Origin of the sequence: Psychrobacter sp. A3, assembly GCF_028823565.1 — a bacterium.
GTDB lineage: Bacteria > Pseudomonadota > Gammaproteobacteria > Pseudomonadales > Moraxellaceae > Psychrobacter > Psychrobacter celer.
This window is the reverse complement of the sequence record NZ_JAPEHS010000073.1, coordinates 1-13,388: the sequence shown is the minus strand read 5'-3', so window position 1 is coordinate 13,388 and position 13,388 is coordinate 1. Positions and strand designations below refer to the sequence as shown.

The 13,388-nt window shown below is 46.3% G+C and carries 10 protein-coding genes; 5 read left to right on the top strand and 5 right to left on the bottom strand.

Translation table 11 applies throughout. The features are described from left to right. The coding region (locus tag NK638_RS09745; RefSeq protein WP_274632865.1) for an aldehyde dehydrogenase family protein at positions 1–650 on the bottom strand (650 nt) is incomplete at its 3' end. A gap of 363 nt (positions 651–1,013) precedes the next feature. Then, the gene (locus NK638_RS09740; RefSeq protein WP_071002118.1) at positions 1,014–2,003 is read right to left on the bottom strand and encodes a LysR family transcriptional regulator; all 990 of its coding nucleotides are present in this window, start codon (positions 2,001–2,003) and stop codon (positions 1,014–1,016) included. Between the two features lie 816 nt (positions 2,004–2,819). Here NK638_RS09740 and NK638_RS09735 point away from each other — a divergent pair. Beyond that, positions 2,820–4,406 carry an isocitrate lyase gene (locus tag NK638_RS09735; protein ID WP_274632864.1) on the top strand — a complete coding sequence of 529 codons (1,587 nt, stop codon included), beginning with the start codon at positions 2,820–2,822 and terminating at the stop codon, positions 4,404–4,406. 132 nt (positions 4,407–4,538) lie between these two features. Further along, positions 4,539–6,188, top strand: a complete 1,650-nt coding sequence (locus NK638_RS09730; protein WP_274632863.1) for a CYTH and CHAD domain-containing protein — start codon at positions 4,539–4,541, stop codon at positions 6,186–6,188. A 124-nt stretch (positions 6,189–6,312) separates the two neighbouring features. On the opposite strand, the gene NK638_RS09725 is transcribed toward NK638_RS09730, so the two are convergent. Continuing rightward, positions 6,313–6,927, bottom strand: a complete 615-nt coding sequence (locus NK638_RS09725; protein ID WP_274632862.1) for a nitroreductase family protein — start codon at positions 6,925–6,927, stop codon at positions 6,313–6,315. Between the two features lie 207 nt (positions 6,928–7,134). Continuing rightward, positions 7,135–7,650, bottom strand: a complete 516-nt coding sequence (locus NK638_RS09720; protein ID WP_274632861.1) for a L,D-transpeptidase — start codon at positions 7,648–7,650, stop codon at positions 7,135–7,137. Positions 7,651–7,796: 146 nt separating this feature from the next. Here NK638_RS09720 and NK638_RS09715 point away from each other — a divergent pair, with 146 nt between their 5' ends. Beyond that, a complete protein-coding gene (locus NK638_RS09715) occupies positions 7,797–9,059 on the top strand; it encodes a hypothetical protein (protein ID WP_274632860.1) in 1,263 nt (420 codons plus the stop codon). 157 nt (positions 9,060–9,216) lie between these two features. Here the strand turns inward: NK638_RS09715 and NK638_RS09710 are convergent, their stop codons facing one another. Next, positions 9,217–10,455 (bottom strand): argininosuccinate synthase, encoded by a 1,239-nt coding sequence (locus tag NK638_RS09710; protein WP_274632859.1) that lies wholly within the window; start codon positions 10,453–10,455, stop codon positions 9,217–9,219. Between the two features lie 333 nt (positions 10,456–10,788). Here NK638_RS09710 and pyrC point away from each other — a divergent pair, with 333 nt between their 5' ends. Together pyrC and rnt are read left to right on the top strand one after the other, a co-directional pair. Further along, entirely contained in the window at positions 10,789–11,859 is a 1,071-nt protein-coding gene (pyrC, locus tag NK638_RS09705; RefSeq protein ID WP_198336562.1) for a dihydroorotase, read from the top strand. Positions 11,860–12,114: 255 nt separating this feature from the next. After that, a complete protein-coding gene (gene rnt / locus NK638_RS09700) occupies positions 12,115–12,873 on the top strand; it encodes a ribonuclease T (RefSeq protein ID WP_274632858.1) in 759 nt (252 codons plus the stop codon). The last annotated feature ends 515 nt before the right edge of the window (positions 12,874–13,388 follow it).

The following is a 13,388-nucleotide window of genomic DNA, read 5'->3' as shown; positions in this document are numbered from 1 at the left end:
CCAACGATACGACCAGCAGCATCACTACCTGTGAGCGTTACGCCACGTACTTTGTCATTTTCAATCAATTTTTCTGATTGGTCATGATCAATCAAAATCGTACGGAACAAATCATTTGGCAGTTCAGACTCGTGGAAGATTTTTTCGATCAATAAGCCAGAACCTGTGACGTTTGCTGCATGTTTAAGTAGAACGCTGTTACCTGCCATCAAGTTAGCAATGGCATAACGGAATACTTGATACGCTGGGAAGTTCCAAGGTTGCATACCATAGATGACGCCGATTGGTTGATAAGTCACGATACCTTTTTTCATGCTTTCGATATCTCGCTCATCATCTGCAAGCGCAGCAACACCATTTTCAGCAGTGTAATCACAAATTGCTTTACAGAGATCAACTTCTTGCTGGCTTTGACCATAGAGCTTACCGCGCTCTTCGGTCATGAGGCGAGACAGCTCTTCTTTATATTCCATCAGCTTGTCACCGATAGATTGAATGATACGGCCACGCTCTTCATGGCTCACCGTACGCCATTCTAAAAATGCATTATGTGACGCATCAACAATTTTGTTAACTTCGTCGTTGGTCATATAGTCATAATTTTTAATGTCTTCGCCCGTGGCTGGGTTTACAGTAGTGATATCTGACATGTGGATGTCCTTGTTATTTGGTTTTATGTATTTAGTATTATTGTCACTTTTAATTTAATTGTTTGGTACTCTTGATTGTTTAATGCTTCATCGATAGTACGATTCGTTTTATCGGTAGGTCGTTTTCTATCTGTGGTTATAATAACAAGGTATTTGGCGAGGAGTTTTACAATATATTGTGAAGTGTGTTGAACGTGTTAATAGTGTGACTGTATTATCAAGAATTGCTAAACAAAGAAAGATACTTTGTAGATACACTAAACAAAAAAACCAGCCGAGTGGCTGGTTCATGGCATATAAACTCATAAGGACGACACAATTAAGCTGCCTGCTATGTGTTTTCTAAATCCCAAAAAAATACTATTAAAACAAATGGTTAATAACAGGAATCTCTTGTGGCGGGTTTTCTTCTTCAGCCACGACCTGCCGCGCCACATGCATGATCAACTGGCGCAGCCAGCGATGGGCTGGATGATGCTGGAGTAGTGGTGACCAAGCCATTGTCAGCTCAAATTCAGGAATAAAAAATGGTGGCTCTTCCATGATGATACTGTCGTTGTTGGCCTGCATACGAGCCACGCGTGTCGGCAAAGTGGCAATCAAGTCTTTATTTGCTGCGAGCATGGCTGGCATCTGATAATGGCGAGTAAAAACGCTGATTTGCCGTTTTTGACCCAAGCGCTGCAATGCTTGATCGATAGAGCCAAGACCGCCAGACTTTTCAGGGTTGACCCCAAACCCGACCCCCATACCTGTTTTGGATACCCAAACGTGCTGAGCTTTTAGGTAGTTTTTTAGATTAAAGCGGTTGGCATAAGGGCTTTCAGAGGACAGCAGACAACTGAAGGTATCACGCCAGACTAGCACTTGGTGAAAACTTTGCGGTATCTCATTAAATCGGTTAATCGCCAGATCGACTCGCCCTTGCTCCATATCACGATAAGACACATCTGATGGGGTTAAAAAGTCCAAAATAACATTGGGCGCCTCAGAGCGCAGAGCCTTAACCAGTCTAGGAACCAAAGTCGCCTCGGCGTAGTCTGAGGTCATGATACGAAACACGCGTGAGGTGCTATAAGGACGGAATTCTGTACGCGGCTCAAGCACTTGCGTCAAGTCAGCCAATATCTCACGAATACGTGGCTGCAGCTCCAATGCACGCTCCGTTGGCGTCATACCCTCAGACGAGCGCACCAATAATGGGTCATTAAACAGCTTGCGCAACCGCCGCAAAATATTGCTCATGGCAGGTTGGGTAATGCCAAGCTGCTCGGCTGCCCGCGTGACGTTTTTTTCTCGTAACAACACATCTAGATGTACCAATAAATTTAAATCTACCCGCTGCAAATTCATATATATTTCTCTTGGCTTTTGAATAAACGCCTTTTATAAGCTCGGCATTTTTTGTGCAATTATTCTGACCATCAGCCTGTAACTGCATAATATCGCTATTTATTTTATATTTTGCGTTAGCGCCCACTGATGATAACGAGATTTACCAGTCATAAGTCTCTGTTATCTATACATTATAACCGATAAAAATACTAAAGATAAGTATCATAAATTAGATAAATCTTGGTAAGGCAGTTATAGTGAATCCCGTAGATGATTTGCAACACGGACCACAACCATCCTGTTTGTGCGCTATTGATGCCGGTCTATCAGAGTCTGATGAGCCGGTCGTACAAGCCGCCAAACCGTGTTGACAAAAGATACATTTATGAAAGTTATCGCTGCGACAACGTTATAAAAACCCCAATCGCAGGCCAGTTGTCCAGAGGATATCGGTCATGGATTGCAATCAAACCCAGCGAGTACGGCATTGAATATTGTAACATCTCTTATCGCCAATGATGACACTGCTGTCTAATAATTTAGCGTAAGCCCCTGAGCGATATATGGATACACCCCATTGTTATCGATATTTTACCCATCATCTGTCGACGACCAAGTTTAGCAGTTTACTTGTATTTGCGAGAAAGTTTGTTTAGGGTAACTAAGGCTTGAACAGATGCTCGAACGGATGACTGATGATGGTCTCTGCTCTGATAAGCCGCCGATAACACTCAAATAAAGCATCACGAGATGCGCTTATCTGGTCAGACACCATTAGCGTTATTTTAACACGGAATTTTTCGTTTTTTTTACACCCCACCAAGGAGACTATAGATGTCAACTGCATATAAATCAGCGATCGACTTAGTACGTGAATTAAAGCAAAAGCACGGTAACTGGCAGAATATCAGCGAGACTGATGCGGCACGTATGATGATGCAAAACCGTTTTAAAACCGGTTTGGATATCGCCAAATATACTGCAAAAATCATGCGTCAAGACATGGAAGACTATGACAACGATACGTCTCAGTATACTCAGTCCTTAGGCGCTTGGCACGGTTTTGTTGCACAGCAAACCATGTATGCAAAGAAAAAATACTTTGGCACCACATCTAAAACCTACATCTATCTATCAGGCTGGATGGTAGCCGCCCTACGCTCTGAGTTTGGTCCACTACCTGACCAATCTATGCACGAAAAAACCTCTGTGCCAAAGCTAATCGAAGAGATCTACACGTTCTTGCGTCAAGCCGATGCTAAAGTACTAAACGACTACTTCCGTGAGCTAAACGCAGCTGAAGAAGCAGGTCAAGATACCTCAGCTATCTTAGAGAAAATTGAAAACTTCGAATCACACGTTGTGCCAATCATCGCCGATATCGATGCCGGTTTCGGTAACGAAGAAGCGACTTACTTGCTAACCAAGCAAATGATCGAAGCCGGTGCTTGTGCCATTCAGATCGAAAACCAAGTATCTGATGCCAAGCAATGTGGTCACCAAGCAGGTAAAGTCACTGTACCGCACGAAGACTACATCGCCAAAATCAATGCCATTCGTTACGCATTCTTAGAGCTTGGTGTCGAAGACGGTGTTATCGTTGCTCGTACTGACTCTGAAGGCGCATCGTTGACGCAAAAAATCCCAGTATCACAGGAGCCAGGCGACCTTGCTTCTAAATACATCGACTTCCTAGAAATGGAAGAAATAAGCATTGAAGACGCAAATGAGAACGATAGCCTACTTAAGCATAACGGCAAACTAGTACGTCCAGTACGTCTGGCTAACGGCCTATACCAGTTCCGTGAAGACACTAACATCGACCGCGTTGTGCTTGACTGTGTGACTGCGCTTGAAAACGGTGCTGACCTACTATGGATCGAAACACCAACGCCAGATGTTGCCCACATCAAATCAATGGTAGATCGCATCAAAGAGCAGCAGCCAAAAGCCAAGCTCGTATACAACAACAGCCCATCATTCAACTGGACGCTAAACTTCCGTAAGCAAATAATCGCTCAGTGGGAAGAAGAAGGCAAAGACGTATCAAGCTATGACAAAGATAACTTGATGAGTAGCGATTACGACGGTACTGAGCTTGATCAAGCTGCTGACGAAGCTGCCAAGAACTTCCAGCGTGACGCCTCACGTGAAGCTGGTGTCTTCCATCACTTAATCACGCTACCTACTTATCACACGACTGCTCTAAGTGTGCATGAGCTAGCCAAAGGTTACTTCGGTGAAGAAGGCATGCTTGCTTATGCAGCTGGCGTACAGCGCAAAGAAATCCGCGAAGGTATCTCTTGTGTTAAGCACCAAGCCATGGCGGGCTCTGACTTAGGCGATGATCACAAAGAGATCTTCTCAGGTGACAACGCGCTAAAAGCTGGCGGCGAAAAGAACACCATGAACCAGTTCTAATCATCGACTACTTTTAAGTATAGCTGATACAAAAAGCCGTCCTACATACTGTAGGGCGGCTTTTTTATTGTCCTATCCTCACGCATAGGATGGTAGACTAATAATCATTCGTCGTCATTATTAGGAGTCATTATGCAAGAGATCGAACTCAAGTTTTTGGTCCCAGAGTCGCGGCTGAAAGGCTTGATGCGTCAAGCAAAAGTCAAATCCTCTCAAACCACACAAATGGCTGCCCACTACTATGACACCCCTGATCAGCAGTTGGCGCAAGCAGGGATTGGCCTACGCATTCGTAAAGAAGGCGATACATGGGTGCAAACCATCAAAGCTGGCGGCGATGGTCTGGCAGCTCGCCTAGAGCACAACGCCACCTTAGACCCTGAGCACGTACAAGCCATGCTCGCTAACAATGCGCTTATGCCTGATTTGAATATATATAAAGACACCGCCATCGCCCCTGCTCTTGCCGCCTTTAAGCTCAAAAAACTCACCAAAAAACTCACTCAGCTGTATGTCACTGATGTCGAGCGCACCACCCGCCTGTTGATAGAAGACAATGATGAAGGCGCAGACAATCAGCTGGAGATGGCCTATGACTATGGAGAGATTGTCCACGGTAATGATGATGCGCTGCGTGATCGTATTCAAGAAATTGAGTTTGAGCTGGTGTCAGGCGATATTGATTTTTTATTTACGACAGCCAAAGTCTGGTGTAAGCGTTATAAGCTGTGCTTATCTACCATCACCAAAGCCGAGCGCGGTGGTCTATTGATTACAAGACAAGCGCATAATCCCGCTGTCACTGCTACCACTCAGCTTCCTCATATCGACAACCATACCAGTATGCCTGCGTTTGTACGGGCAGCGGTGCATCATTGCCTATTACATATACTGCCTAATAGCAGCGCCATCGTCTCTGGGCGCTATGATGACGCACATGTCTTGCAGCTAGCGATCGGTATCACTCGCCTGCACGCTGCTCTGCAAGCGTTTGCCAGCTTCTCTGATGAAATCAACCCTGATTGGTCACCCATACTGCAGCAAACTCAAGCGCTACTCAGTGACTATCAGCACCTTACTCATCTGGCCTCTACTGTAGAGCCACATTTACAGCAATATGGTGCGCCTGCTATAGAATGGACGGCTGATATTGACGCTATAAAGATTCGGCCCATAGACGCTGTCTGTGCCAATGACTTTCAATTAACCTTACTGGAGCTGATTGCTTTTGCAATGAGTGATCCAGCACTTGAGACGCACGCGGACAAAAGCGCAAAAGAGGCGCTAACAGCCGTGCTCCTCAAGCAACAAAAAGCATTTGTGCAAGCCGAGGAGCGGCTACAACATAAAAGATACCCATGCTTAGATGGCGCTGAGTCAGAAGAGAGCGACACCGACGATGCCAAGAAAAACGGCAGCGCCCAAGAGATGAAAGGCGCCCAAGACATGCAAGAGGGTCAGCAAGCCCTACTAGCGTTAAACCAGCAGGTGACGAGCTTATATTATTTCCATGAATTTGCCGCGCCTTTGCTCAAGACAGGCCACAAAAAAAAGAAAGTAACAAAGAAGCTCAAGCGTCAGCGTAAGCACTTGCTCAAAGCAAAACAGGCAATGAGCCACTATGACGACGCCATGCGTTATGGCCAGCACTATCAGCAAAAATCAGCGACAGAGACGCGTGCGCTATTTGGTGCAGGCTGGTTTGCTGCTACCCTAAAGACCCAACATAAACCTCTTCAAAAACGTTTGGCCAAAGTCAAAAAATCGCTGATATCAATCTAAACCATTATGCTACATACAAAAAAACAGCTCATGGTCGATGAGCTGTCTTTTTACCATTGATATTGGTAACACAAGGCCGCGTTATCATCAGGTAGGCCTAGGGCGTATGAAAGTACTGGCTCTCTTATAGGCCCAGTACTTTCATACGCTCATTGACCGGCTGATAGGTTTTTTCGCCAGCAGGGGCTTTGATATTACCAAATGGCATCTGCGCTATCAGCTCCCAACTGTCCGGAATAGCAAACGCTGCCGCGGCATCTTCATCTACCAGTGGGTTATAATGCTGTAGGTTGGCACCGATATCCAGCGTACTCAGCTCTGTCCACATGGCATACTGGTGCATGGCTGAGGCGTGCTCTGCCCAAATAGGGAAACGCTCAGCATATAAAGCAAACTGCTCTTGTAATGATTTGATCACGTTTCGGTCTTCATAAAACAAGACAGTACCCGCCGCCGCTCGAAAGCCGTCCAGCTTTTGCTGACTGCCTGAAAAGTCACCGTCGCCGACCGCTGCCCGCAGTTTTTCTTCAGCGATGTCCCACAGCTTTTGGTGCTCGTCACCAAACAACACCACCAGACGCGAAGACTGCGAGTTAAAGGCTGAAGGCGTATGCAAAAGCACTCGCTCTGCCATGTTGATAATCGCTTGCGGCGCGACTGGTAATTCATTGCCCAATGCATATACCGAACGGCGCTCATCAAAAGCTTGTTGTAACGTGACTAGACTTTCTTGAGACATGATCATTATCCTTATCATAAAAGACATCATAAGTGAGCGATATCTGGCACGACACGCTCACTTTTAGTAAAGCAAATATTATATCAATATACTAAATAATATCTAGTCTCTATAAAGTTAATTTTATCAATCACTCTATAAAGTTATTCTGCTTGATGTTGCAATGTATCTGACACGCTTGATTGATCAAAGCCATTATCTGCCCATCTACGCTGCCACGATAGACACAGGCGTACCTTCCTTGACTTGCGCAAATAACGCTACGATGTCGTCATTGCGCATACGCACGCAGCCATGCGAGCGCGCAACGCCCATCGGCTCGGTGTCAGGGGTGCCATGAATATAGATATAGCGCTGATAGGTATCACAGCCACCTTGGGCGTTACAGCCTTTATTGTACCCTTCCTCGAGACCACTTAACCATAGAATGCGGCTTAGTATCCAGTCGCGCTCAGGATATTGCTTTCCGAGCGCATCATCATAGATCTCCCCAGTTGGCACCCGTCCGACAAACACAGCATTGATCGGCGCATTGCCACCTATTTTTTGAGCAATGACATGCTCGCCAAGCGGCGTACAACCACTATCTTGCTGGCTGCCGATACCGTTTTTGGCGGTAGATACGGCGTATTGCGCTATTTTTTTATCATATTGGTAGAGTGTTAAGGCTTGCTGAGCAATATTAATCACCAAATGCATATCAAGGTTTTCATTATTTTTCATAGGATATATCCAGCGGTCAGTCATCTAATTGACATCTTTGCCAACCGCGTTGTAAGTCAATGGATTGAATTTTTCTATTGTCAAGGGATTGTGCCGAGACATTTGGCACCGTAATATAGGGGCACACTTTTTGATGCTAGCAGATTATGACGACTATTTCACCGACACGTGTGTCGATGTATGATTTTTTATATCATGATACCCAGCCGATGGTGTCACTTTTGGCAGATGCCGCCCAGCTTTCACTACCGCAGGCGCGTTTAGCGATGGATGCCAGCCTACAAGCTATTGTCAGTGCGCTCCTCGCCTATCAGCAGCGCTATCAAGGACAGGCGGTCAGCAAAAAGCTATTTGGGCGCGGCGCAGTCAAAGAGCTACGCCAATACAACTCGATGAACTTTGCGACGTTAGGGGCGACGTTGTACCATCGCCACGACGCTGCCGATGCGATATTTAGCGATAGTGCCAGAGTCATCAAAGCCAGTGAGCGCATTGCTTCTCAGATAAAAGCCACCTCGCCACAAGTACAAATTTTGCTCACGTCTTTGTGCGTGATTGCACTACGTGAGCTGGCTATCTTAGCAGATTATAGTCAGCTAGATAATGATGAGATCGATAAGTGGTTTGCGCTGCAGCCGCAGTTTTTGGCAGCGGAGCGTTTTGCGCAGGCTCATACGTCTAAAACAGTCGCCGCACAAGAACCGAGCCAACATGACAGTATAGACACGCCGTCTGCTGCGACAGAAGCATCACCTGTAAACGCTGCCGAGCACCGTCTATTGAGTAGCGCGCCGCTATCTAGCGTGCCCCCGATTTTTGACCCTTATTGGTATGAGCTGACTGGGTTTAGACCTGACAATCAAAGTCCTATACAAGATATGCAGCTGGCCACTGGCAACTACCTTAAGGCCATCGGCCGCTCACCTGACAATGTCCAGCAAGGTCATCACAATGACATGCTGGTCTTTGCCCAAATGCCTGCCATCGCGCTACCACATCAGCGCTGGTTATTACAGCTGGCAAAGATATCTGATATCTATTTGAGCCGCAATCGCCTACGCATAACTTCCGAGCCTGCCAATCCACCAAAGCCGCCTTTGGTCAGTTTAGGGTTAATCGGCGGTAATAACGACAACACCCCAGCCACCATCAGCGAAAAACCAATTGAATATGACGCGGCCACGCCACTTTGGAAAAACCCCGTTATCCTTTTGATCGTCACTGTGATCGGTGTCCTTGGTGCTCTTGCGATGCTCAAATATCAAAACCAAAAGTCAGACGGTATGGTGCTGGCAACCGAGGAAGTCATAGAGCAAGACCGCCTAAAAGAGCGTCAGCAGCAAGATGTCGCCATTGTTCGAGTAAACGATGACGAGACTGCACCCGCAAATGATCAACAAACCAAATAGACAATATTTTTTATGACTACCTCCATAACATCCTTATAACATCTTCATAATACTGTCATAAAAAAAACAGAGGCCGCTATCGATGGCGGCCTCTGTTTTATATTTTATATAATGACGTGCTTTTTGATGATCAAGTTATCAAAAGCAGCGTAAGCGCTTATTTTGATAAATCACGACCGCGGCTGGCTTCGATGGCCAAACGCAAGCCGTTTAGACGGATAAAACCTTCTGCGTCTTTTTGATCATATGCGCCCGCATCATCTTCAAACGTGGCAATTTTTTCATCAAACAGTGAGTCATCTGACTTACGACCAACCACGCTCACCGCGCCTTTATACAGCTTCACACGTACCGTACCATTGACATGCTCTTGTGATTTGTCAATCAATGCCTGTAGCATCATGCGCTCAGGGCTAAACCAGTAGCCGTTGTAGATGATTTTTGCATAGCGCGGCATCAGCTCATCTTTTAGATGCGCTGCTTCACGATCTAGGGTCAGCGACTCGATACCGCGATGCGCTTTTAGCATGATGGTACCTGCTGGCGTCTCGTAGCAGCCGCGCGACTTCATACCGACATAGCGGTTTTCGACGATATCCAAACGACCGATACCGTGCTTGCCGCCTAGCTCATTTAGCTTAATCATTACCTCATATGGCTTGAGGCGCTCACCATCAATCGCAACGATATCGCCTTTTTCATACTCTAGCTCTAGATACTGCGCCTCGTCTGGGGCGTCTTCTGGGCTGACCGACCAGCGCCACATATCTTCTTCTGCCTCAGCGTATGGGTCTTCTAAAATACCGCCTTCATAAGAGATATGCAGTAGGTTGGCATCCATTGAGTAAGGCGATTTTTTCTTATTGCCAGCATAGTCAATGGCAATATTATGCTCTTTGGCGTATTGCATCAAGCTCTCACGACTTGACAAGTCCCACTCACGCCACGGCGCAATGGTCACAACATCAGGTGACAACGCGACCGCACCAAGCTCAAAACGTACCTGATCGTTCCCTTTACCTGTCGCACCGTGACTGATGGCATCGGCGTTGTGCTCTTTGGCAATCTCAACCAAACGCTTGGCGATGAGCGGACGGGCAATAGACGTACCGAGTAAGTACTCGCCTTCATAGATGGCATTGGCACGAAACATCGGGAAGACATAGTCACGCGCAAACTCTTCGCGCAAATCTTCGATATAGATATTTTTGATGCCCATGGCTTGGGCTTTGGCACGGGCCGGCTCAACTTCTTCGCCTTGACCGATATCAGCGGTAAAAGTAATCACCTCAGCATCATAGGTTTCTTGCAGCCATTTAGCGATGATGGAGGTATCAAGACCACCTGAATAAGCCAATACGATTTTATTAATATTTTTTGGATCAAGTTGAGCCATGAATAACTCCTATTATAAAGTTTTGATGATGAGAATTGAGTGGGGATAAAAGCGCTAATCGTAGACAAAAAATAAACCACCTGCTCAGTGTACATCATATTTACTATGGGCAAAAGTACCACTGCCCCGTGCGGCGCGCTTTTGCGTTAAATCTCAAATAAATATATTTTGGCGGCGGTTATTTGGCATGCCAGCTAGGTCATTGCCCGCCTGTCTCTTCTATTGACTATATCTGGTCACATATTTAGTCAAGTAGGCAAATCTGTTATGATAGTCGGGCAGTATCACTCCCTTTTATTTCCTGTATATGACGATATAGAGCGCGACGACCTTATGACTGATTCGATTAGAGAGTTGACCATTCTTCAGCCAGACGATTGGCACATTCATTTGCGCGACGGCAAGGCACTGGGCACGACCGTGCCACATGCTGCAGATAGCTTTAACCGTGTCATTTGTATGCCAAACCTTGTCCCCCCTGTCAAAACTGTCGATGATGCCCGCGCGTATCGTGAGCGTATCATGACGCACTTGCAAAACAGCGACATAAGCGCTGAGCGCATTGCAGCGTTTGACCCCCGCATGACGTTATACCTCACAGACAACACCACGCCACAAGACATCGAGATGGCCGCAAAATCCGGTATCGTCCAAGCGGTCAAACTTTATCCGGCAGGGGCCACGACCAACTCGGCTGATGGTGTCACTGACATCAGTGCATGCGTCGATGTGTTTGAAGCGTTAGAAAAATACGACTTGCCGTTATTGTTACATGGTGAGGTGACGCAAGACCATGTGGATATTTTTGACCGCGAAAAGCGTTTTTTAGACGAGGTATTGGCACAAATCATCGTCAAATTTCCCACTCTAAAAATCGTCGTCGAGCACATTACCACCAGTGACGCTGCTGATTTTGTCTTGGCACAAGGCAACCATATTGCTGCGACCATTACCCCGCAGCATCTAATGTTTAACCGCAATCATTTGCTGGTCGGTGGTATCAAGCCGCACTTTTACTGCTTACCTATCTTAAAGCGTGAAAGCCATCAAAAAGTCCTGTTAGACGTGGCAACAAGTGGCAACCCAAAGTTCTTTTTGGGCACTGACTCCGCCCCGCACGCAACCGACAAAAAAGAAGCCACGTGCGGCTGTGCCGGCTGCTATAGCGCCTCTATCGCGTTGCCGTTATATGCCACCGCCTTTGACAGTGTCGGCAAAATAGACAAACTAGAAGGCTTCGCCAGTCGTTTTGGCGCACAGTTCTATGGCCTGCCTGTCAACCAAAGCACCATCACCCTTGTAAACACTCCAATGCAAGTGCCAAACGCTTATCCGTATTTTGACGGCACTTCATTGACACCGCTGCTGGCGGGCGAAACACTCCCTTGGTCGATTAAAGACTAATTCGACTAAAGACTAAGTTGATTAAAAACTAAGTTGATTAAAAACTAAGTTGATTAAAAAATAAGCCAACTCAAGAATAAGTGGCAGCGGATGCTAAAACCCGCGCTTTTATTTGCTATCCGACGATATCGACGCTACCTTGATTACCTAAAGCGTAGCTGAGATCGTAGGATGGTTTTTTAGTGATTGTTTATTCAATTTAATAATTATTTATTCAATATAACAGCACGATTGACAAAAGTGATTTAACGTGATATGACCATTCAAAACGATACCGCCTTACCCTGCAACCCTGAGCACACACCGGCGACTAGCACAGATAGCACTGCAGGTTCGTCAGATGAGCAAGCACCACTGAGCCTAAAAGACCGGTTTCGTAAATTTTTGCCTGTCGTCGTCGATGTGGAGACAGCAGGGTTTAACGCGCAAACAGATGCGCTACTAGAGATTGCCTGCATCCCTATCTTACTCAATGAGCAGGGCATGTTTTATCCAGGAGATGCGCTCAACGCCCATATCGAACCCTTTGAAGGAGCAAACCTAGAGCCAAGTGCGCTGGCATTTACCGGCATAGATCCCAAAAATCCCATGCGCAAAGCCATCGCCGAAGACGAAAAGACTGCCTTGCGGCGTATCTTTAAAGGTTTAAAAGAAGTCAGACGCGCAGAGGACTGTCGTCAGTGCGTGCTCATCGGTCACAATGCCCATTTTGATTTGGCGTTTTTAAATGCCGCAGTACTTCGTACCAATAGCAAAAACCACAATCCTTTTCATAACTTTTCGGTATTTGACACCGTGACACTGTCGGCCCTTGCTTTTGGTCAGACGGTACTGGCACGAGCCTGTAAAGCGGCAGGGTTAGAGTTTGATGGTAAAGACGCGCACTCAGCGCTATACGATACGCAAAAAACTGCCGAGCTTTTTTGTCATATCTTAAACAGCTACCCCATGCTCGCAAATGCCATGGCTACTGAGCCTACCGAAACTGACACCGCTACGCAAACTGACAAATAAGCCTTTAATCACATATCCTATATTGTTATGCCCTCATAATAATGCTATTGGTAAGACTAGCTGACTTTACCCTCTTGGTGCTTTAGTCGAGAAGGATATGAGAATAAAAACAGTACGCTGACGTGCCATACCAGCCTACTGCTTAGTGTTCTTATCACCCTACAGATGGTCAAAGTCGCCCACACGTCCTTGCAGTATGTGAGTCATCACTGCAAGGCTTGATAGGAGGGACTCTACTATGGATCCACAGCTCAAGTTATGGGGCACCATCCTCGGTTATATGCTACTAGCCCTGACCATCAGCGCTTGCACTTCTCTATGGATTCGGCATCATTTAAAGCGCAAAGACCTGCATCCGCGCCGTGCTATCAAAAAAAGATATTTAATTTTAAAAAGACGAAGAAAAAGGCTTGACAGAAAACGCAGACGCCATTAAAATACGCACCACTTCAGCATAAATGGTGAAAGCAGCTGAGGTATTGTTACTAGTCCCCATCGTCTAGAGGCCTAGGACA